Source organism: Nocardiopsis suaedae (assembly GCF_027706745.1).
Classification (GTDB): domain Bacteria; phylum Actinomycetota; class Actinomycetes; order Streptosporangiales; family Streptosporangiaceae; genus Nocardiopsis_A; species Nocardiopsis_A suaedae.
Genome location: NZ_JAQFWP010000092.1, coordinates 1 through 21,905, shown reverse-complemented (window position 1 = coordinate 21,905; position 21,905 = coordinate 1). Strand labels below are relative to the sequence as shown.

Sequence of the window (21,905 nt, the reverse complement as noted above, 5' to 3'; positions counted from 1 at the left end):
CCCGGACCGCGAGGGGCCCGCCGGACGGCAGGCAGGCCCGGGGAACCGCCCCGCTTGTGCCGTCGTCGCCGAACACCCCGACCACGCACACACCCGGCGGCCGACCGACCCGCAGGTAGGGCCGCCGACCTGCGTCGTCGCCGCCATCCGCCCCGCACTCCGCCGCCCCGCTGCCCGGCCGGGGCCCGTCAGCGGGGGACCGGCCGAGCCGCCGCCCACCCGGACCGCGAGGAACCTGCCGGACGGCAATCAGGCCCGGGGAACCGCCCCGCTCACGCCGTCGCCGCCAACCACGGTGACCACGCAGACACCCGGCGGCCGACAGAACAACAGGTAGGGCCGCCGACCTGCGTCGTCGCCGCCATCCGCCCCGCACCCCGGTGGCCCGCCGCCCGGCCCGGGCCCGTCAGTGGGGTACCGGCCGAGCCGCCCGACCACCCGGACCGCGAGGGACCTGGCGCCCGGCAGGCGGGGCCGGGGAACCACCTCGCTCACGCCGTCGCCGAACACCCTGACCACGCACTCACCCGGCGGCCGACAGAACGACAGGTAGGGCCGCTGACCTTCGTCGTCGTCGCCCTCCGCCCCGCACCCCGGTGGCCCGCCGCCCGGCCGGGGCCCGCGAGCGGGGGACCGGCTGGTCCCGTCGTTGGTGCTTTTCACCTTGCATTCCGGCGGCCCGTTTCCCGGCCGGGGCCCGGGAGTGGGGTACCTGCCCGGCCGCCCGCCTGGACCGCGAGGGGCCCAGCACCCGGCAGGCAGGGCCGGGGAACCGGCCCAGCTCTGGCCGTCGCCGCCATCTCCCCTGCACTCCGGCGGCCCGCCGCCCGGCCCGGGCCCAGGAGCGGGGGACCTGCCGAGCCGTCGCCGCCACCTCCGGTGACCACGCACACACCCGGCGGCCGACCGCGCTGTCGGAGCGGGCGCTGCCTCTGTCGGAGCCTCTGCCGGAACCCTCGTCGGCGCTCCGCTCTCGCCGTGCTCCGGCCGTCGGATTCGGGGGTTTCGCCCCCGGGGGCCTTATCGTCGCGGAGAATTCATTGCCGACGGTCCCTGTCCGCTGCGGGAACGGGCTTTCTATGCGGACCCGGGCTGACCCGATACGCCTCGAACGCGCATACTGTCCCTTCGTACCGGAACCGACGACGGAGGCGGGTGTGGTGACGACGCTGACCACCGGCGGTGAGACGTTCGCCGAGGAGCCCCCGCCGCCGGACGGGGCCGCGACCGCCGCGGCGGTGCTGGGGCTGCTCGCCCGCTCACCGCTCGACGCCGGGGCGCGCGGCTGGGTGCTGGCCGCCTTCAGCGGCGACGAGGCCCTCGACGACCTCGCCCGGGGCGGCCCGGCGCCCGAGCCCTCCGACATCCTGCACGGCGCCCCCGAACCGCGCCGGGGGCCGGCCGACACCCCGCGCCCCGTCTTCCTCTCCCGCATCGAGGTGCAGGGCTTCCGCGGCATCGGCAGCCCCGCCGCGCTGGATCTGGCCCCCGGCCCCGGGCTCACCGTCGTCGTCGGCCGCAACGGCTCCGGCAAGTCCAGCATCGCCGAGGCCGTCGAGGCCGCCCTCACCGGCCGCAACCTGCGCTGGGACGCCATGCCCACCGCCTGGCGGGACGGGTGGCGCAACCTCCACCACCCCGAGCGCACCGAGGTCGCCGTCCGGCTCGCCGCCCCCGGCGCCGACGGCCCCCTGCGCGCCACCCGGATGTGGGACGGCGACAGCGTCCGCTCCGCCCGCGGCCGGGTCGAGTTCCCCGACGGCACCACCGGCCCCCTCCGCTCCCTCGGATGGGGCCCCGACCTCGACCGCTACCGCCCCTTCCTCTCCTACGACGAGCTGGGCCGGGCCGTGAACGGCCGCGCCGCCGAGCTCTACGACACCCTCACCGCCGTGCTCGGCCTCACCGGCCTGGCCGACGCCGAGCGCGCGCTGGCCAAGGCCTGCTCCAAGCTGGCGCGGCTGCGCGACCGCCCCCGCCGCGACCTCGACCACCTGCTGGAGCGGCTGCGCGAGGCCACCGACCCGCGCGCCGCCCGGGCCGCCGAAATCCTCTCCGAGCAGGGCCCCGGCGCCCCCGACCTGGACCGGCTCGCCGCCCTCGCCGCCGACGACGGCCCCGCCGACCCCGAGGCCGAGCGGGTGCTGCGCCGCCTGCGCCGCCTGTCGGTCCCCGAGCGCTCCCTCATCGCCGACGTCGTCAACGAGCTGCGCGGCGCCGCCATGGAGCTGGCCATGGCCGCCGGCACCAAGGGCGACCGCGCCCGCGGCGTCGCCGACCTGCTCACCCGCGCCCTGGAGCACCACGAGCGCCACCCCGCCGAGGACTCCTGCCCCACCTGCGGCTCCGACGGCGCGCTCGGCGACGCCTGGGCGCGCCGCGCCCGCGCGGAGATCGACCGGCTGCGCCCCGTCGCCGAGAGCGCCTCCGCGGCCTACGGGCGCGCCGAGGACGCACGGGACCAGGCCCGCTTCCTGATGGCCCCCAAACCCTCCTGGCTGCCCGCCGACAGCGATCTGGGGCGCGTGTGGACCGAATGGGAGGAGGGTGCCGGGATCACCGACCTGGTGGAGCTGGCCGAGCACATCGAGACCACCGGGCGCCGCCTGCGCTCGGCCGCCCTGGCCGCCCGCAAGGACGCCGGACGGCGCCTGGACGACCCCGCGGGCGACTGGGGCGAGTACGCGGAGATGCTCTCCGCCTGGGTGGAGGACGCCCGCGCCGCGGTCAAGGCCGACGGCCTGCTGGTCTCCGCCCGCGAGGCCCTCGACTGGTTCTCCGCCGCCGCCAAGGAGATCCGCGACGAGCGGCTGCGCCCCCTCGCCGCGCAGACCGAGCACGTGTGGCAGCGGCTCCGCCAGGAGCGCCACATCGACCTGGAGTCGCTGCGCCTGGTCGGGCGGGGCGCCCGCAGGCGCGTGGCCGTGGACGTGGCGGTCGACGGCGCCGAAGGGGAGGGCAACGCCCCCGGGCTGCTCAGCCAGGGCGAGTTCCAGGCGCTCGCGCTGTCCATCTGCCTGCCGCGCACCCTGGCCGCCGGGAACCCGTTCGGGTTCCTGCTGCTGGACGACCCCGTGCAGGCCATGGACACCGAGACGGTGGAGGGCCTGGCGGGGGTGCTGGCCGAGGTCGGGGCGCACCGCCAGATCGTCGTCTTCACGCACGACACGCGTCTGCCCGACGCGCTCCGCAGGCTCGGCCTGCCCGCCGACGTGCGCGCCATCGAGCGCGACGCCATGTCCAACGTCAGGGTCGCGCCTCCCGATTTGGCAGAGCACCCCTGAAGGCCTGTATAGTCATCACCAACGCAAGGGCGGAACCCCGGAAGGGGGGAAGCCGCAGGAGCGTGCCCCTTTAGCTCAGTCGGCAGAGCGTCTCCATGGTAAGGAGAAGGTCTACGGTTCGATTCCGTAAAGGGGCTCTACCACCTCGATGAGGTTCCTAGCCCACTCGGGTGGACGGCCGGCCGGGATCGCCGATCCCTCCCGGCCGGGTCGAGAGACGGGTATCCTCACCTTGTGAGGTCCGTTTCCCGGGCCGTCGCGGCGGAGTAGCTCAGTCGGTAGAGCAAGCGGCTCATAATCGCTGTGTCGTCGGTTCAAGTCCGGCCTCCGCTACTACCCGCACGACCCCTGCACGCCGTCAGGGGTCAGCGCGGGTCTTTTTCAGTGTTCACCGTCACCAGCAGAAAGGCACTCCGACGTGGCTGCCACTGACGTGAGGCCGAAGATCACCCTGGCCTGCCAGGAGTGCAAGCACCGCAACTACATCACGCGGAAGAACCGTCGGAACCACCCCGACCGTCTCTCGCTGAAGAAGTTCTGCCCCAACTGCCGGCGGCACAACGAGCACCGCGAGACCCGTTAACCGCGGAAGAGCAGCGCACATGGCCCAGTGAGCCCCGGCTCACTGGGCTATTCGTGTGAGAGAAGGAGCCAAGGAGTCCATGGCGATCAACCGCGCCTTCCTCGGCCGCGCCTACCCCGCGCCCGAGCCCTACGAGGTCACCCGCGGGAAGATCCGCGAGTTCGCCGAGGCCGTCGGCGACGCGAACCCGCTCTACAGCGACCCGGCCACCGCGCGCGACGAAGGCCACCCCGACGTGGTGGCACCGCCCACGTTCCCCATCGTGCTGGGCATGGCCGGCGCCGGGCGCGCCATCACCGACCCCGAGCTGGGGCTGGACTTCTCCATGGTCGTCCATGGTGAGCAGCGCTTCCGCTACAGCCGCCCGGTGCGCGCCGGAGACCTCCTGGACGCGGTGACCCGCATCACCGACATCCGCAGCGTCGCCGGGAACGAGCTGGTCACGCTGGAGAGCGAGATCACCGACCCGGACGGTGCCCACGTGGTGACCGCCGTCAACATGCTGGTGGTGCGCGGTGCCGCGGAGGGCGGCTCCGGCTCCGGGGACGCAGCGAAGGAGGGGGCCGCGTGACCGCCGCGATCCGCTACGACGAGGTCGAGACCGGCACCGAGATCGGCGAGCGCACCTTCCCCGTGCGCCGGGTCGACCTGGTGCGCTACGCCGGGGCGTCCGGCGACTTCAACCCGATCCACTGGAACGACCGCACCGCCAAGGCGGTCGGCCTGCCCGGCGTCATCGCGCACGGCATGTTCACCATGGCCGAAGCGGCGCGGCTGGTCACCGACTGGGTCGGCGACCCGGGCGCGATCGTGGAGTACGGCACCCGCTTCTCGGCCCCTGTGGTCGTCCCCGACGACGACGAGGGCGCCGAGATCACCGTGTCGGGCACCGTGAAGGAGAAGCGCGACGACAACCAGGTCGTGGTCGCCCTCACCGTCCGCTCCGGCGGCACCCGGGTGCTGACCCGGCCCACCGTCGTCGTCCGACTCGCCTGACGCCCGGCGCCCCCGCCGGGCGCCCCCGAGAGAGGTCCCCGTGTCCGCTGCACCCGCCGCCGGCGTCCCGCTGGCCGACCACACCACCCTGCGCCTGGGCGGCCCCGCCGCCCGGTTCGTCTCCGCCGGGACCACCGGGGAGCTCACCGCCGCCGTCGCCGACGCCGACGCGGCCGGGGAGCGCCTCCTGGTGCTCGGCGGCGGCAGCAACCTCGTCGTCTCCGACGACGGCTTCGACGGCACCGTGGTGCGGGTCGACACCGGCGGTGTGCGCACCGAGGCCGGGGGCGCCGAGGGCACGGTGCGGGTGCGGGCCGAGGCGGGCCTGGAGTGGGACCGCTTCGTCGAGCGGTGCGTCGCCGAGGGCTACAGCGGGGTGGAGTGCCTGTCCGGCATCCCCGGGCGGGTCGGCGCCACCCCCATCCAGAACGTCGGCGCCTACGGGCAGTCCGTCTCCGAGACCGTCGCCGAGGTGGTCGTCCACGACCGCGAGCGCGGTGAGCGGCGCGCCATGGCCCCGGCCGAGTGCGGGTTCGCCTACCGGGACAGCGTGTTCAAGGGCTCCGACCGGTACGTGGTGTGCGAGGTCGTCTTCGAGCTGGAGGAGTCGGCGCTGAGCGCCCCCGTCGCCTACGCCGAGCTGGCCCGCCGCCTCGGCGCCGCCCAGGGCGAGCGGGTGCCCGCCGCCGATGCCCGCGCCGCCGTGCTGGAGCTGCGCCGGGGCAAGGGCATGGTCCTCGACCCCGACGACCCCGACACCCGCAGCGCCGGATCGTTCTTCACCAACCCGATCCTGACCGAGGCCGAGTTCGAGGTCCTGCGCAAGCGCGCGGCCGACCACCTCGGCCCGGGCGCGGAGCCCCCGGCGTTCCCGGAGGGCGGGGGGCGCGTCAAGACCTCCGCCGCCTGGCTCATCGACAAGGCCGGCTTCACCAAGGGGTACGGCGCGGGACCGGCGCGCATCTCGACCAAGCACGCCCTGGCCCTGACCAACCCGGGCGGCGCCACCACCCAGGACCTGCTCACCCTGGCCCGCGAGGTCCGCGCGGGGGTCGCCGACCGCTTCGGGGTGAGGCTCGTCAACGAGCCGGTCATGGTCGGCGTGGAGCTCTAGGGCCGACACCGCTCTTTGGGCCGCCCCGCCCGCTCCCGCCCGCGGGAGTCGGCGGGGCGGTTTTCCTTAAAAGGGAGTTGGGAAAGCCGAACTTCCTTCTTCGGGGTATTTCCCTTTTCCCTTCAGGGTCATCCATGAATTGTGTTCGGAATTTTGTCCGTCCTAGGCTCGGGGCAGCCGAAGGGGAGTAGTCCCCAATTCCCGCGGTCGACACACTGGCCCGTGCCGCGCGCTCCGCGCCGTGCACACGGCCCGGCCGCGGGAGCCCGCCCCCACAGGCGGGCGGACGAGACCTTCGGCCCGGTAATGGCAGCGCCACCGGGCCGGAAGGGGCGTCCCCCGCACCGCCGGCCCGCCGGGCGGAAAGGCGGACCGCATGGAATTCCTCCCCGCGCTCGCGGCGGGCACCCTCGTCGTCTTCCTCGCCGAGATGGGCGACAAGACCCAGCTGGTCGCCCTCTCCCTGGCCACCCGCTACCGCTGGTGGACCGTCCTGGCGGGCATCACCGCCGCCACGGTCGCCGTCCACGGCCTCAGCGTGCTCCTCGCCGAGGTCCTGGGCCTGGCCGTGCCCACCGACTGGGTCACCCTCGTCGCGGGGATCGCCTTCCTCGGCTTCGGCCTGTGGACCCTGCGCGGGGACGAGATGACCGAGGCCGATGAGCGGCGCGCCGCCTCCCGGCGCATCCGCTCGGCCTTCCTCACCGTGGCCGCCGTCTTCTTCGTCGCCGAACTCGGCGACAAGACCATGCTGGCCACCATCACCGTCGGCACCCGGTACCACTGGCTGCCGGTCTGGATCGGCTCCACCGTCGGGATGGTCGCGGCCGACGCCGCCGCCATCGGCCTCGGCGCGCTCCTCGGCAAGAGGCTCCCGGAGCGGGCCGTGCAGATCGCCGCCGCGGTCCTCTTCTTCGCGGCCGGGGCCGTGATGACGCTTCAGGGCGCGCTGATGGTGTCCGGGGCCTGAGCCCCCGCCGCGCCCCCGGCGCCCCGGAGCTCCTCAGGGGAGCGGGACGCCCACTCGTCCACCCCCGACAGCATCTCCTTCTTCAGCCACTCCGGCGCCCCCGACCCCCGGATCGACATCCGCGCCAGCTCGGCCAGCTCCCCGTCGCCGAACCCGAACACCGACCGGGCGATCTCGTACTGCTCCGCCAGCCGGGGGCCGAACAGCAGCGGGTCGTCGGCGCCGAGCGCGATCGGCGCGCCCCCGTCGAACAGCCGCCGCAGCGGCACGTGCCCCACCTCGGAGACCACGCCGAGGCTCGCGTTGGAGGACGGGCACACCTCCAGCGTCACCTCCTGCGTGGCGATGCGCTCCACCAGGTACGGGTCGTCCACGGCGCGCACCCCGTGCCCCACCCGGTCGGCGCCGAGCTCGTCCAGGCACTCGCGGACGCTTCTGGGCCCCTGCAGCTCGCCACCGTGCGGGGCGGACAGCAGCCCCGCACGCTTGGCGATCCGGAACGCGCCCTCGAACTCCAGCGCGCGCCCCCGGCGCTCGTCGTTGTTGAGCCCGAACGACACCACGCCCTTGTCCGCGTACTGCTTGGCCAGTCTCGCCAGCGCCTTGGCGTCCATCGGGTGCCGGGTGCGGTTGGCCGCCACCATCAGCCCGATGTGCACACCCGTCGCCTGCTCGGCGGTGCGGGCCGCGTCCAGGACCAGCTCCAGGGTGGCGGTGAGCCCGTCGAACCGGGCGGCGTACCCGCTCGGGTCGACCTGGATCTCCAGCCACCGCGACCCGGCGGCCGCCTCGTCCTCGGCGGCCTCCCGCAGCAGGCGGTACATGTCCTCGGGCTCGCGCAGCACCGAGCGGGCGATGTCGTACAGCCTCTGGAACCGGAACCAGCCGCGCTCGTCGGCGGCGCTCAGCTCCGGCGGCCACTCCTCGGCCAGGGCGTGGGGCAGGTGGACCCCGCGCCTCTCGGCGAGCTCCACCAGCGTGGTGTGCCGCATCGAACCGGTGAAGTGGAGGTGCAGGTGGGCCTTGGGCAGCAGCGCGATGGGGCGTTCCATGAACCAATGGTGCCGTACGGGCGCCGGTCGCGCCGGGCGTCGTATGCGAAATGAGACGCGCCGCACGCCCCGGTCGGGGCGTGCGGCGCGCGGTGCTCGGACGGGGTGGGCCCTCAGGCGGCCTCGCCCAGCAGCTTCTGGATCCGGCCGACGCCTTCGGCCAGGTCGGCGTCGCCCAGCGCGTAGGACAGCCGCAGGTACCCGGGGGTCCCGAACGCCTCGCCGGGGACGACCGCGACCTCGGCCTGCTCCAGGACGAGCTGCGCCAGCTCGGAGGAGTCCTGCGGCCGCTTGCCGCGGATCTCCTTGCCGAGCAGCCCCTTCACCGAGGGGTAGGCGTAGAAGGCGCCCTGCGGCTCGGGGCAGACGACGCCGGGGATGTCGTTGAGCATCCGCACGATGGTGCGCCGCCGCCGGTCGAAGGCCTCGCGCATCTCGGCCACCGCGGACAGGTCGCCGGAGACCGCCGCGAGCGCCGCCGCCTGGGAGACGTTGGCCACGTTGGAGGTCGCGTGCGACTGCAGGTTGGAGGCGGCCTTGACGACGTCCTTGGGGCCGATGACCCACCCCACGCGCCAGCCGGTCATGGCGTAGGTCTTGGCGACGCCGTTGACGACCACCGTGCGGTCGGCCAGCTCGGGCACCTCCACGGGGATGGAGGAGAACCGCGCGTCGCCGTAGACGAGGTGCTCGTAGATCTCGTCGGTGAGCACCCACAGGCCCTTCTCGGCCGCCCAGCGGCCGATCTCGCGCACCTGCCCGGGGGTGTACACCGCGCCCGTCGGGTTGGAGGGCGACACGAACAGCAGCACCTTGGTGCGCTCGGTCCGGGCCTTCTCCAGCTGCTCGACGGTGGCCAGGTAGCCGGTGGACTCGTCGGTCACCACGTAGCGCGGCACCCCGCCCGCGAGCTTGATCGACTCGGGGTAGGTCGTCCAGTACGGCGCGATGACGATGACCTCGTCGCCCGGGTCGAGCAGGGTGGCGAACGCCTCGTAGATGGCCTGCTTGCCGCCGTTGGTGACGAGCACCTGGGACGGGTCCACCTCGTAGCCGGAGTCGCGCAGCGTCTTGGCGGCCAGCGCCTCCTTCAGCTCGGGGAGCCCGCCGGCGGGGGTGTAGCGGTGGAAGCGCGGGTTCCGGGCGGCCTCGACCGCCGCCTCCACGATGTAGTCGGGGGTCGGGAAGTCCGGCTCCCCGGCGCCGAAGCCGATCACCGGGCGGCCCTCGGCCTTCATGGCCTTGGCCTTGGCGTCCACGGCGAGCGTCGCCGACTCGGAGATGCCGCCGATGCGTTGCGAGATGCGGGGTCGGTCACTCATGGGCCCCATGCTTTCACGCGCTGACCGGCGGCGGGCCCCGCGGGTTGGCCCGCGGGGCGGATAGGCAATAGACTCAGGCGACCCGGCGGTCCGGGGGCGCTTCTCGGCGCGTGCGCACGGCTCAGACGGCGCAGGCGGATACCGAGTGCGCATCCGGGCGCGGAACCGGCTATGGTGGGTACCGCGCGGTCGCCGCGAAGGGCAGTGGCTCAATTGGTAGAGCACCGGTCTCCAAAACCGGCGGTTGGGGGTTCGAGTCCCTCCTGCCCTGCAAGGACAGATGTGGATGAGGTGCGCATCGGCCCCGACCCTAAGGACCTCAGGTGACTCAGACCAACGCCGACGCGAAGCCCGGCAAGGAGCCCCAGCGCGGTACCGGTCCGGTGACCTTCACCAAGCAGGTCGTCGGTGAGCTGCGCAAGGTCCGCTGGCCCACCCGCCGCGAACTCATCACCTACACGATCGTCGTGATCGTCTTCGTGGTCATCATGGTCGGCTACGTCTCACTCCTCGACTTCGGCTTCGGCGAAGCCATCACCTGGCTGTACGGAACCTTCGGGGGCAACGGCGGCGAGCAGGCCCCCTTCTAGCGGCGCCGCGGCCCCGGGCCGCGCCTGGTCACGGTGCGCCCGGTGACACCGTAAGCTGGCAGGACCGGCACCGGCGCGGCGTGCGCGCGGTGCTCGGCGGGCGTAACCGACGAGAGAAAGAGCAGCCGTGTCCGAGTCCCCACTGACCTCTGGCGACCTCCCGGAAGAGGATCTGGATCAGGCGTCAGAGGAAGAGGCCGGCCAGCGCGCCGAGGAGGAGCAGCAGGAGCAGCGGGCGGACGCCGGTGACGGCGGCGCCGAGGGCTCCGGCGGCCCCGAGGCCGAGTCCGGGAGCGAGGAGGCCGCGGCCGACGAGGCCCCCCGGCTCGACCCGGTCGAGGAGTTCAAGATCGAGCTCCGGCTGCTTCCCGGCGACTGGTACGTCGTGCACACCTACGCGGGCTACGAGAACCGCGTGAAGGCCAATGTCGAGAGCCGCACCCAGTCGCTCAACATGGAGGAGTACATCTTCCAGGTCGAGGTGCCCACCCAGGAGGTCACCGAGGTCAAGGGCGGCAAGCGGCAGCAGGTCACCGAGAAGGTGCTGCCCAGCTACGTGCTGGTGCGCATGGAGCTGACCGACGAGTCGTGGTCGGCGATCCGCAACACCCCGGGCGTCACCGGGTTCGTCGGGCTGTCCAACCGGCCCGCCCCGCTGAGCGTGCAGGAGGTCGCCGACCTGCTGGCGCCCGAGGCGGAGGAGGAGCCGGAGCAGGCCAAGCCCGGCGAGCGGCCCGAGCCGCGCGGCGACGTCGCCTACGAGGTGGGCGAGTCGGTCACCGTCATGGAGGGTCCGTTCGCCACGCTCCCGGCGACCGTCAGCGAGATCAACCCCGACACCCAGAAGCTGAAGGTGCTGGTCTCCATCTTCGGCCGCGAGACCCCGGTGGAGCTGGGCTTCAACCAGGTCTCCAAGATCTGAGCAGCCCGTCCGGGCGCGGGCGGCCGGACACGGCCGCCCGCATGAACACGTAGACTCGGTGGGGCCGCCTTCCGGGCGGCCCTACCGCGCCCTGCCCAGCGCAGGGCCCCTGTCGGCCCCGTTCCGCGCGACGCGCGTGCCCCGTGCACGCCCCGCTGCGCGCGCGAGGGGCCGCGAAGCAACGCAGATCAGGCAAAGGACCCGATATGCCTCCGAAGAAGAAGATCGCGGCGCTCGTCAAGGTTCAGCTCCCCGCGGGCCAGGCCACCCCGGCCCCGCCCGTCGGTACCGCGCTCGGCCCGCACGGCGTCAACATCATGGACTTCTGCAAGCAGTACAACGCTGCCACGGAAGCCCAGCGCGGGAACGTCATCCCCGTAGAGATCACCATCTACGAGGACCGCTCCTTCACGTTCGTCACCAAGACGCCGCCGGCGCCGAAGCTGATCCTCAAGGCGGCCGGGATCGACAAGGGCTCGGCGGACCCGGGCCGCAGCACGGCGGGCACCATCACCGCCGACCAGGTCCGGGAGATCGCCCAGACCAAGCTGCCGGACCTGAACACCGACGACGTCGAGGCCGCGACCCAGATCGTCGCCGGCACCGCCCGCTCCATGGGCTTCGTCATCAAGTAGTCCCGGCCCCACCGTGGCAGGGCCCTGCGCGGCCCGCACACCACAGCTCTCGTCAGGAGAACCGCATGAAGCGCAGCAAGAACCACCGCAAGGCCAGCTCCCTGGTGGACCGCGACCGGCTCTACACGCCGGCCGACGCCGTGAAGCTCGCCAAGCAGACCATCTCCGTGAAGTTCGACCCCACCGTCGAGGTGGCCCTGCGCCTGGGCGTCGACCCGCGCAAGGCCGACCAGATGGTCCGCGGCACCGTCAACCTTCCGCACGGCACCGGCAAGACCGCTCGGGTCCTGGTCTTCGCCACCGGCGACAAGGCCGAGGCCGCGCGTGCCGCGGGCGCCGACATCGTCGGCGACGACGACCTGGTGGAGGAGATCCAGAAGGGCTTCCTGGACTTCGACGCGGTGGTCGCCACCCCCGACCTGATGGGCAAGGTCGGGCGCCTGGGCCGGGTTCTGGGCCCCCGCGGCCTGATGCCCAACCCCAAGACCGGCACGGTCACCCCGGACGTGGCCAAGGCCGTGTCCGACATCAAGGGCGGCAAGATCGAGTTCCGCGTGGACCGCCACGGCAACCTCCACTTCATCATCGGCAAGGCGTCGTTCGACGACCAGCAGCTGCTGGAGAACTACGCCGCCGCGCTGGAGGAGGTCCTGCGCCTGAAGCCGTCCGCCGCCAAGGGCCGCTACATCAAGAAGGCCAACCTCACCACCACGATGGGCCCCGGCATCCCGGTCGACCCGTCGGTGACCCGGGTCGGCGCCGCCGCCTGACCCTGAGGGGTGGGCCGTGAGGGCGTGAGCGCCCTGGGCCCCGGACCGCTCCCGCGGTCCGGGGCCCGTTTCGTGCGCCTCTCGGTGCGCCCCTCCGTGTGCCTCCGGGCACACCCGCCCGCTCACGTGCTCCACCGCTTCCGGCATGCCCTAAGATGGTGAGTGCCGAAGACCGCCGGTCGCCGCCCTGAGGGCGGCCCAAGGTCCCGACGAGGTCGGGCGGCCTGCGCAGGTGTGATGAGAGCTCTTCCGAGACGTGTGCGCGATCGTATCGTCGCGTTCGCCCGTCCTCGGTCGTGCCCCGTGCCCTGCGCCGGGGCTTTTTTCATGCCGCGCCCGCCCGCCTCGCCCAGGTCCCTGGAATCCCCGGCGTTCACTGTTGGAAGGAGTCCCATGGCGAGGCCGGATAAGGCAGCCGCGGTCGCCGAGCTCAGCGAGGAGTTCAAGAGCTCGCAGGGCGCCGTGCTTGCCGAATACCGGGGGCTCAGCGTCGCCCAGATGCAGAATCTGCGGCGCAGCCTCGGCCAGAACGCGCGGTTCCGCGTCGTGAAGAACACCCTCGGCAAGATCGCGGCCAAGGAGGCCGAGCTTGACGAGGAGGCCCTCGAGCTCTTCGAGGGGCCGTCGGCCATCGCCTTCGTCCGCGGTGACGTGGTCGAGGCGGCCAAGGGCCTGCGTGACTTCGCGAAGGACAACCCGCCTCTGGTGATCAAGGGCGGCTACATCGACGGCAAGACGATGGGCCCCGAAGAGATCACCAAGCTGGCCGACCTTGAGTCCCGCGAGGTTCTCCTCGCGAAGCTGGCCGGCGTCCTCAAGTCCAAGCAGGGCCAGGCCGCCGCCACGTTCCAGGCTCTTCCGACCAAGCTCGCCCGCCTGGCACAGGCGCTGCACGAGAAGAAGTCGGACGAGGCCTAAGACGACCATGGCACGGCGCCGAGGGGCGCCCGTGTTCGGGAAGAAAGAGAGATCGCAACCATGGCGAAGCTCAGCAACGAAGAGCTCCTCAGCGCCTTCGAGGAGATGACCCTCCTCGAGCTCTCCGAGTTCGTGAAGCTGTTCGAGGAGAAGTTCGACGTCGAGGCCGCCGCCCCGGCCGCCGTCGTGGCCGCCGCTCCCGCCGCCGACGGTGCCGCCGCCGACGTGGAGGAGCAGACCGAGTTCGACGTCGTCCTCGAGTCGGCCGGCGACAAGAAGATCCAGGTCATCAAGGAGGTCCGCGGCCTCACGAGCCTGGGTCTGAAGGAGGCCAAGGACCTGGTCGACAACGCCCCCAAGCCGCTGATGGAGGGCGTCAGCAAGGAGAACGCCGACAAGGCCAAGGAGGCCCTGGAGGGCGCCGGCGCCACCGTCACCCTCAAGTAGGGCCGACGGGCGGACCCCGCACGCGGGGCCGCCGCGCCGTGGGGGAGGCCGTCCCGGAATTCCGGGGCGGCCTTCCTCGTTGGACCGGGGCGCCGCCGAGCGCGCCCCGCCGCCGCGTTCGACCGACCCTTGGAACAGAGTCTCTTTCCCCGATGTCTCGTCGCTCACACACGCCGTGCCCTGTGGGACCTCTCACGGGCGTCCGGCGAGGCCGGGAAGGCCCTCCGGGCTTGACGGATCCGCCTGAGGGAGCGATGCTGCGTGGTGTCGTGACTGACTCCGGGGGATGCGGTTGGACAGCGGTGTAGTATTCGGCTACACTGCCCTTTTGCGCTGCCCTTTGACGACCCCTGTGCCGGTGTCCGTGCGTTCCGCGCCCTGATCACCCGTGGTCTCGGCCCATCGACCGCACGTGCCACCTCGACGGCGGAGGCCACCGGGAGCCCCGGAGGCTTCCCCCATCGAACAACGACCCGGGTCGTCCGGCGTGCGCGCGCATCAACCGCCACAAGCCTTCGGAAGGACCCCTGTTGGCAGCCTCGCGCAACGCCTCCGCTAACGCCCTTGGTCCGAACCGCGTTTCGTTCGCCCGCATCAACGAACCGCTCGAGGTCCCCGACCTTCTCGCGCTGCAGACCGAGTCCTTCGACTGGCTGCTCGGAAACGAGAAGTGGCGCGCCCGAGTCGAGGCCGCCCTCGAGGCGGGTCGCAAGGACGTTCCGGAGCAGTCCGGTCTCGAAGAGATCTTCGAGGAGATCAGTCCGATCGAGGACTTCTCGGGCACGATGTCGCTGTCGTTCCGCGACCATCGGTTCGAGCCGCCCAAGTACTCCGAAGAGGAGTGCAAGGACAAGGACATGACGTACTCCGCGCCGATGTTCGTCACCGCGGAGTTCATCAACAACGACACCGGCGAGATCAAGAGCCAGACGGTCTTCATGGGCGACTTCCCGCTCATGACCGTCAAGGGCACCTTCATCATCAACGGCACCGAGCGGGTCGTCGTCTCGCAGCTGGTCCGGTCCCCGGGCGTGTACTTCGACCGCCAGGTCGACAAGACCTCCGACAAGGACCTGTTCGGCTGCAAGGTCATCCCGTCCCGCGGCGCGTGGCTGGAGTTCGAGGTCGACAAGCGCGACTTCGTCGGCGTCCGCATCGACCGCAAGCGCAAGCAGGCCGTCACCGTGCTGCTCAAGGCGCTGGGATGGACCACCGACCAGATCCTGGAGCGCTTCGGCCACTACGAGTCCATCCGCAACACGCTGGAGAAGGACCCCACGGCCGGCACCGACGACGCGCTGCTGGACATCTACCGCAAGCTCCGTCCGGGGGAGCCCCCGACGAAGGAGTCGGCCCAGGCGCTGCTGGAGAACCTGTACTTCAACCCCAAGCGCTACGACCTGGCCAAGGTCGGCCGATACAAGATCAACAAGAAGCTCGGGCTGGAGACGGACTTCACCCAGGGCACCCTGACCGAGGACGACATCGTCGCCACCGTCGACTACCTGGTCCGGCTGCACGCCGGCGAGGAGTCGATGGACACCGCGATCGGCGAGCGCCCGATCGAGACCGACGACATCGACCACTTCGGCAACCGGCGCCTGCGCACGGTCGGCGAGCTCATCCAGAACCAGGTCCGGCTGGGCCTGGCCCGCATGGAGCGCGTCGTCCGCGAGCGGATGACCACCCAGGACGTCGAGGCGATCACGCCGCAGACGCTGATCAACATCCGGCCGGTCGTCGCCTCCATCAAGGAGTTCTTCGGCACCAGCCAGCTGTCGCAGTTCATGGACCAGACCAACCCGCTGGCCGGGCTGACCCACAAGCGCCGCCTGTCGGCGCTGGGCCCGGGCGGCCTGTCGCGTGAGCGCGCCGGGTTCGAGGTCCGCGACGTGCACCCGTCGCACTACGGCCGCATGTGCCCCATCGAGACCCCGGAAGGCCCCAACATCGGCCTGATCGGCTCGCTGGCCGGCTACGGGCGGGTCAACTCCTTCGGGTTCGTCGAGACGCCCTACCGCCGGGTGGAGGACGGGCGCGTCACCGAGGAGGTGGTCTACCTGACCGCCGACGAGGAGGACCGCTACGTCATCGCCCAGGCCAACACCCCGGTCGAGGCCGACGGCGCCTTCACCGACGAGCGGGTGCTCGCCCGCACCAAGGGCGGCGAGTTCGAGGCCGTCGTGCCGGGCGAGGTCTCCTTCATGGACGTCTCCCCGCGCCAGATGGTCTCCGTGGCCACCGCGATGATCCCGTTCCTCGAGCACGACGACGCCAACCGCGCGCTCATGGGTTCCAACATGCAGCGCCAGGCGGTGCCGCTGCTGCGCGCCGAGGCGCCCATGGTCGGCACCGGCATGGAGTACCGCGCCGCCACCGACGCCGGCGACGTGGTGCTGGCCGAGAAGGCCGGCGTGGTCGAGGACGTCACCGCCGACTACATCACGGTCATGGCCGACGACGGCGGCCGCAAGACCTACCGGCTGGGCAAGTTCCGCCGCTCCAACCAGGGCACCTGCTTCAACCAGCGCCCGGTGGTCGACGAGGGCGTCCGCGTCGAGCAGGGCCAGGTCCTGGCGGACGGCCCCTCCACCGACGAGGGCGAGATGTCGCTGGGCAAGAACCTGCTCGTGGCGTACATGTCCTGGGAGGGCCACAACTACGAGGACGCCATCGTGCTGTCCCAGCGGCTGGTCCAGGACGACGTCATGTCCTCGATCCACATCGAGGAGCACGAGGTCGACGCCCGCGACACCAAGCTGGGCCCGGAGGAGATCACCCGCGAGATCCCCAACGTCAGCGAGGAGGTCCTCGCCGACCTGGACGACCGCGGCATCATCCGGATCGGCGCCGAGGTCGTCGACGGCGACATCCTGGTCGGCAAGGTCACCCCCAAGGGCGAGACCGAGCTGACCCCGGAGGAGCGCCTGCTGCGCGCCATCTTCGGCGAGAAGGCCCGCGAGGTCCGCGACACCTCCCTGAAGGTGCCGCACGGCGAGTCCGGCAAGGTCATCGGCGTGCGCGTGTTCAGCCGCGAGGAGGGCGACGAGCTGCCGCCCGGCGTCAACGAGCTGGTCCGCGTCTACGTGGCGCAGAAGCGCAAGATCACCGACGGCGACAAGCTGGCCGGCCGCCACGGCAACAAGGGCGTCATCGCCAAGATCCTGCCGCAGGAGGACATGCCGTTCATGGAGGACGGCACCCCGGTCGACATCGTGCTCAACCCGCTGGGCGTGCCCGGCCGGATGAACGTCGGCCAGATCATGGAGATCCACCTGGGCTGGCTGGCGGCCAACGGCTGGCAGGTCGACGACGGCCCCGAGGAGTGGAAGCAGCGGCTGCGCGCGATCGGCACCGGCGAGGTGCCGCCCGGCAGCACCGTGGCCACCCCGGTCTTCGACGGCCTGCGCGAGGACGAGATCACCGGCCTGCTGCAGTCGGTGCTGCCCAACCCCGACGGGGACCGGCTCATCAACGCCGACGGCAAGGCGTGGCTGTTCGACGGCCGCACCGGCGAGCCGTTCGACGAGCCGATCGCGGTGGGCTACACCTACTTCCTGAAGCTGCACCACCTGGTGGACGACAAGATCCACGCCCGCTCCACGGGTCCGTACTCGATGATCACCCAGCAGCCGCTGGGCGGAAAGGCGCAGTTCGGCGGCCAGCGCTTCGGCGAGATGGAGGTCTGGGCGCTGGAGGCCTACGGCGCGGCCTACGCGCTGCAGGAGCTGCTCACCATCAAGTCCGACGACGTCCTGGGCCGCGTGAAGGTGTACGAGGCCATCGTCAAGGGCGAGAACATCCCGGAGCCCGGCATCCCCGAGTCCTTCAAGGTCCTCATCAAGGAGATGCAGTCGCTCTGCCTGAACGTGGAGGTGCTGTCCAGTGACGGTATGTCCATCGAGATGCGTGACACCGACGAGGACGTCTTCCGTGCTGCGGAAGAACTGGGAATCGACCTGGGTCGGCGCGAGCCGAGCAGCGTCGAAGAGGTCTGACTTCCGCAAGCTTCGAGAGCAGGGGACGAATTAAGTGCTCGACGTCAATTTCTTCGACGAGCTGCGCATCGGCCTGGCCACGGCCGACGACATCCGTCAGTGGTCGCACGGCGAGGTCAAGAAGCCGGAGACCATCAACTACCGCACCCTGAAGCCGGAGAAGGACGGCCTCTTCTGCGAGAAGATCTTCGGTCCGACCCGGGACTGGGAGTGCTACTGCGGTAAGTACAAGCGGGTCCGGTTCAAGGGCATCATCTGCGAGCGCTGCGGTGTCGAGGTCACCCGTGCCAAGGTGCGCCGCGAGCGCATGGGCCACATCGAGCTGGCCGCTCCGGTCACCCACATCTGGTACTTCAAGGGCGTTCCCAGCCGCCTGGGCTACCTGCTGGACCTGGCCCCCAAGGACCTCGAGAAGATCATCTACTTCGCCGCCTACATGGTGACGTGGGTGGACAACGAGGCCCGCGAGCGCGACCTGCCCTCGCTGGAGGCGCAGGTCTCGGTCGAGCGCCGGCACATGGAGCAGCGGCGCGACTCCCAGGTCGAGGAGCGGCACAAGAAGCTCGAGGCCGACCTGGCGGAGCTGGAGGAGCAGGGCGCCAAGGGCGACGCGCGGCGCAAGGTCCGCGAGTCGGCCGAGCGCGAGATGCGCCAGATCCGCGACCGCGTGCAGCGCGAGATCGACCGCCTCGACGAGGTCTGGAACCGCTTCAAGGGTCTGAAGGTCCAGGACCTCGAGGGCGACGAGATGCTCTACCGCGAGATGCGGGACCGCTTCGGCAAGTACTTCCGCGGCGGCATGGGCGCCCAGGCCATCCAGGAGCGCCTGGCCAACTTCGACCTCGACGCCGAGGCCGAGAAGCTGCGCGAGACCATCCGCAGCGGCAAGGGCCAGAAGAAGGCGCGCGCCCTGAAGCGGCTCAAGGTCGTCTCGGCGTTCCTCAACACCCGCAACAGCCCCATGGGCATGGTGCTCGACTGCGTCCCGGTGATCCCGCCGGACCTGCGCCCCATGGTCCAGCTGGACGGCGGCCGGTTCGCCACCTCCGACCTGAACGACCTGTACCGCCGGGTCATCAACCGGAACAACCGGCTCAAGCGCCTGCTCGACCTGGGCGCGCCCGAGATCATCGTCAACAACGAGAAGCGGATGCTGCAGGAGGCCGTCGACGCGCTGTTCGACAACGGCCGCCGCGGCCGCCCGGTCACCGGGCCGGGCAACCGCCCGCTGAAGTCGCTGTCCGACATGCTCAAGGGCAAGCAGGGCCGGTTCCGCCAGAACCTGCTGGGCAAGCGCGTCGACTACTCGGGCCGTTCGGTCATCGTCGTCGGCCCCACGCTCAAGCTGCACCAGTGCGGCCTGCCCAAGCAGATGGCGCTGGAGCTGTTCAAGCCGTTCGTGATGAAGCGCCTGGTCGACCTGAACCACGCGCAGAACATCAAGAGCGCCAAGCGCATGGTCGAGCGGTCCCGCCCGGTCGTGTGGGACGTGCTGGAAGAGGTCATCACCGAGCACCCGGTGCTGCTCAACCGCGCGCCCACGCTGCACCGCCTGGGCATCCAGGCCTTCGAGCCGCAGCTGGTCGAGGGCAAGGCCATCCAGATCCACCCGCTGGTGTGCACCGCCTTCAACGCCGACTTCGACGGCGACCAGATGGCGGTCCACCTGCCGCTGTCCGCCGAGGCCCAGGCCGAGGCGCGGCTGCTGATGCTGGCCACCAACAACATCCTCAAGCCGTCCGACGGCAAGCCGGTGACCATGCCCACCCAGGACATGATCATCGGGCTGTACTACCTGACCACCCTCAAGGAGGAGGGCCGGGGCGAGGGCCGGGCCTACAGCAGCCCGTCCGAGGCGATCATGGCCTACGACGGCGGCGAGCTGGACATCCAGGCGAAGATCCGGCTGCGGGTGCCGGGCGACGTGGTGCCGCCGAGCGACTGGGAGGCCCCCGAGGGGCACGTCGCCGGCGAGCCCTACATGCTCGAGACCACCCTGGGCCGGTACCTGTTCAACGAGACCACCCCGACGGACTACCCGTTCGTCAACTACCAGGTGGGCAAGAAGCAGGTCTCGGCGCTGGTCAACGAGCTGGCCGAGAACTACCCCAAGGTCCAGGTGGCCACCACGCTGGACGCGTTCAAGGACGCCGGGTACAAGTGGGCCACCCGCTCGGGCCTGACCATCGGCATCGGGGACGTCCTCACGCCGCCGCGCAAGACCGAGATCATGGAGTCCTACGAGCGCTACGCGGACAAGATCCAGCGCGAGTACGACCGCGGCCTGATCACCGACGACGAGCGGCGCCAGGAGCTCACCGAGAACTGGACCAAGGCGACCAACGACGTCGCCAAGGAGATGGAGGACAACTTCCCCGCCGACAACCCGGTGTGGATGATGGTCCAGTCGGGGGCCCGGGGCAACCCGATGCAGGTCCGCCAGATCGCCGGTATCCGCGGCCTGGTCTCCAACACCAAGGGTGAGACCATCCCGCGGCCGATCAAGGCCTCCTACCGCGAGGGCCTGTCGGTGCTGGAGTACTTCATCTCCACGCACGGCCAGCGCAAGGGCCTGGCGGACACGGCGCTGCGCACCGCCGACTCCGGGTACCTCACCCGGCGCCTGGTGGACGTGGCCCAGGACGTCATCGTCCGCGAGGTCGACTGCGGCACGGACCGCTCGCTCTGGCACGAGGTCGGCGAGAAGAACGCCGCCGGCACCGTGGTGCGCAAGCACAACGTGGAGAACACCGGGTTCGGCCGCACCCTGGCCGAGGACGTGGTGGTCGACGGCGAGGTGCTGCTGCCCGCGGGCACCGACACCTCCGAGGGCGTCATCGACACGCTGGTCGCCGCCGGGGTGGAGCGGGTGCGCGTGCGCTCCTCGCTCACCTGCGAGGCCAAGATCGGCGTGTGCACCACCTGCTACGGCCGCTCGATGGCCACCGGCAAGCCGGTGGACGTCGGCGAGGCCATCGGCATCATCGCCGCCCAGTCGATCGGTGAGCCCGGCACCCAGCTGACCATGCGGACCTTCCACATGGGCGGTTCGGCCGGCCAGGACATCACCCACGGTCTGCCGCGTGTGACCGAGCTCTTCGAGGCCCGCATCCCCAAGGGTGTGGCGCCGATCTCCGAGCTCGACGGCCGGATCCGGATCGAGGAGACGGAGAAGAGCCGCAAGATCGTCCTGATCCCCAACGACGGCTCGGACGAGATCTCCTACCCGGTGCCGATGCGCGCCCAGCTCCTCGTGGAGGAGGGGTCGCAGGTCAAGGTGGGCCAGCAGCTCATCCAGGGTGCGATCAACCCGCACGAGGTGCTCCGCATCCAGGGGCCGCGCGCGGTGCAGCAGCACCTGGTCAGCGAGGTGCAGGAGGTCTACAAGTCGCAGGGTGTCTCGATCCACGACAAGCACATCGAGATCATCGTGCGGCAGATGCTCAAGCGGGTGAACATCCTGGAGTCGGGCGACACCGAGCTGCTGCCCGGCGAGATGGTGGACCGGCCCAAGTTCGAGTCGGTGAACCGCCAGGTGGTGGCCGAAGGCGGCCAGCCGGCCGCCGGGCGCCCGGTGCTGCTGGGCATCACCAAGGCCTCGCTGGCCACCGAGTCGTGGCTGTCGGCGGCCTCCTTCCAGGAGACCACCCGGGTGCTCACCGAGAACGCCATCCACGGCAAGAGCGACCCGCTGGTCGGCCTCAAGGAGAACGTCATCATCGGTAAGCTCATCCCGGCCGGTACCGGAATGCCGCAGTACCGCAACGTCCGGGTCGAGCCGACCGAGGAGGCCAAGGCCTCCATGTACTCGGTCGCGGGCTACGAGGAGCCCAGCGAGTACACGTTCGGCCAGGGCTCCGGTGAGGCGGTGCCGCTGGAGGAGTACGACTTCGGGCCCTACAACCGGTAGGGACGTCTCCCGCCGCGGCGGGACGGAGTTCGGAGAGATCGGTTGACCGATCCGGTGACGGCGGTGGCCCATCCCGTGCGGGGTGGGCTGCCGCCGTTCGCTGTGTCCGGCGGACCCGTGCGGTCCGCCCGGAGCTGTCAGGGGAGTCGAGCGCTCATGCGCGGTCGGGAGAACGAGGACCAGTGACGGACAACGGGGGAGAGCGGCACCGGCCGCCCGACGAGGATCCTCGGCCCGCGGACGACGCGGGTTCGTGGTTCCAGCCCAGCGGCGACCGGTACCGCACCCAGTCCCATTACCAGGACCCCTATGAGGAGGGCGGCGCGGGCGACGCCCCGGCGCCGGGAGCACCCGGGGCCCCCGGGGCGCCGGGCGGACCGGCCCGGCCGACCGG

General features: G+C 71.4%; 16 protein-coding genes, 3 tRNA genes and 1 pseudogene. 18 read left to right on the top strand and 2 right to left on the bottom strand.

The annotated features are described in order from the left end of the window. Nucleotides 1-1,157 precede the first annotated feature (1,157 nt). The 8 genes from O4U47_RS29080 to O4U47_RS29045 all read left to right on the top strand — a co-directional run bounded on the left by O4U47_RS29080 (nt 1,158) and on the right by O4U47_RS29045 (nt 6,947). Nucleotides 1,158-3,284 carry an AAA family ATPase gene (locus O4U47_RS29080; protein ID WP_270681183.1) on the top strand — a complete coding sequence of 709 codons (2,127 nt, stop codon included), beginning with the start codon at nt 1,158-1,160 and terminating at the stop codon, nt 3,282-3,284. 64 nt (nt 3,285-3,348) lie between these two features. Then, nucleotides 3,349-3,421: transfer RNA gene (locus O4U47_RS29075), tRNA-Thr, on the top strand. Nucleotides 3,422-3,544: 123 nt separating this feature from the next. After that, nucleotides 3,545-3,617 (top strand) — tRNA-Met (locus O4U47_RS29070). 85 nt (nt 3,618-3,702) lie between these two features. Then, nucleotides 3,703-3,867, top strand: a complete 165-nt coding sequence (gene rpmG / locus O4U47_RS29065) for a 50S ribosomal protein L33 (RefSeq protein ID WP_026124401.1) — start codon at nt 3,703-3,705, stop codon at nt 3,865-3,867. Between the two features lie 79 nt (nt 3,868-3,946). Beyond that, nucleotides 3,947-4,438, top strand: coding sequence for a MaoC family dehydratase N-terminal domain-containing protein (locus O4U47_RS29060; protein WP_270681182.1), 492 nt, complete (start codon nt 3,947-3,949; stop codon nt 4,436-4,438). Next, entirely contained in the window at nt 4,435-4,863 is a 429-nt protein-coding gene (locus O4U47_RS29055; protein ID WP_270681181.1) for a MaoC family dehydratase, read from the top strand. The genes O4U47_RS29060 and O4U47_RS29055 overlap by 4 nt, the downstream gene beginning before the upstream one ends. A 40-nt stretch (nt 4,864-4,903) precedes the next feature. Next, the gene (locus tag O4U47_RS29050) at nt 4,904-5,977 is read left to right on the top strand and encodes a UDP-N-acetylmuramate dehydrogenase (RefSeq protein ID WP_270681180.1); all 1,074 of its coding nucleotides are present in this window, start codon (nt 4,904-4,906) and stop codon (nt 5,975-5,977) included. Between the two features lie 376 nt (nt 5,978-6,353). Next, on the top strand, nt 6,354-6,947 hold the full coding sequence (locus O4U47_RS29045; RefSeq protein WP_270681179.1) for a TMEM165/GDT1 family protein: 594 nt from the start codon (nt 6,354-6,356) through the stop codon (nt 6,945-6,947). Here the strand turns inward: O4U47_RS29045 and O4U47_RS29040 are convergent. Both O4U47_RS29040 and O4U47_RS29035 read right to left on the bottom strand, forming a co-directional pair. Further along, complete coding sequence (locus tag O4U47_RS29040) at nt 6,917-7,999, bottom strand: adenosine deaminase (RefSeq protein ID WP_270681178.1); 1,083 nt, start codon at nt 7,997-7,999, stop codon at nt 6,917-6,919. The genes O4U47_RS29045 and O4U47_RS29040 overlap by 31 nt on opposite strands. A 113-nt stretch (nt 8,000-8,112) precedes the next feature. Continuing rightward, nucleotides 8,113-9,321 (bottom strand): pyridoxal phosphate-dependent aminotransferase, encoded by a 1,209-nt coding sequence (locus tag O4U47_RS29035; protein WP_270681177.1) that lies wholly within the window; start codon nt 9,319-9,321, stop codon nt 8,113-8,115. 198 nt (nt 9,322-9,519) lie between these two features. On the opposite strand from O4U47_RS29035, the gene O4U47_RS29030 reads away from it, so the two are divergent. The 10 genes and pseudogenes from O4U47_RS29030 to O4U47_RS28985 all read left to right on the top strand — a co-directional run. After that, a tRNA-Trp gene (locus tag O4U47_RS29030) sits at nt 9,520-9,592 on the top strand. Between the two features lie 52 nt (nt 9,593-9,644). After that, complete coding sequence (secE, locus tag O4U47_RS29025; RefSeq protein ID WP_270681176.1) at nt 9,645-9,911, top strand: preprotein translocase subunit SecE; 267 nt, start codon at nt 9,645-9,647, stop codon at nt 9,909-9,911. Nucleotides 9,912-10,038: 127 nt separating this feature from the next. Beyond that, the gene (gene nusG, locus O4U47_RS29020) at nt 10,039-10,833 is read left to right on the top strand and encodes a transcription termination/antitermination protein NusG (protein WP_270681175.1); all 795 of its coding nucleotides are present in this window, start codon (nt 10,039-10,041) and stop codon (nt 10,831-10,833) included. 206 nt (nt 10,834-11,039) lie between these two features. Further along, nucleotides 11,040-11,468 carry a 50S ribosomal protein L11 gene (gene rplK, locus O4U47_RS29015; protein ID WP_270681174.1) on the top strand — a complete coding sequence of 143 codons (429 nt, stop codon included), beginning with the start codon at nt 11,040-11,042 and terminating at the stop codon, nt 11,466-11,468. 65 nt (nt 11,469-11,533) lie between these two features. After that, nucleotides 11,534-12,238: a 50S ribosomal protein L1 gene (gene rplA / locus O4U47_RS29010; RefSeq protein ID WP_270681173.1), complete on the top strand. Its 705-nt coding sequence runs from the start codon at nt 11,534-11,536 to the stop codon at nt 12,236-12,238. Between the two features lie 393 nt (nt 12,239-12,631). Continuing rightward, on the top strand, nt 12,632-13,156 hold the full coding sequence (rplJ, locus tag O4U47_RS29005) for a 50S ribosomal protein L10 (protein WP_017623231.1): 525 nt from the start codon (nt 12,632-12,634) through the stop codon (nt 13,154-13,156). A gap of 60 nt (nt 13,157-13,216) precedes the next feature. After that, nucleotides 13,217-13,603, top strand: coding sequence for a 50S ribosomal protein L7/L12 (gene rplL / locus O4U47_RS29000; RefSeq protein WP_270681172.1), 387 nt, complete (start codon nt 13,217-13,219; stop codon nt 13,601-13,603). Nucleotides 13,604-14,133: 530 nt separating this feature from the next. Beyond that, a complete protein-coding gene (rpoB, locus tag O4U47_RS28995) occupies nt 14,134-17,601 on the top strand; it encodes a DNA-directed RNA polymerase subunit beta (RefSeq protein ID WP_270681171.1) in 3,468 nt (1,155 codons plus the stop codon). 34 nt (nt 17,602-17,635) lie between these two features. After that, entirely contained in the window at nt 17,636-21,511 is a 3,876-nt protein-coding gene (locus O4U47_RS28990; RefSeq protein ID WP_270681170.1) for a DNA-directed RNA polymerase subunit beta', read from the top strand. Between the two features lie 182 nt (nt 21,512-21,693). Beyond that, nucleotides 21,694-21,905 (top strand): annotated as a pseudogene (locus tag O4U47_RS28985) (hypothetical protein); the annotation flags it as partial.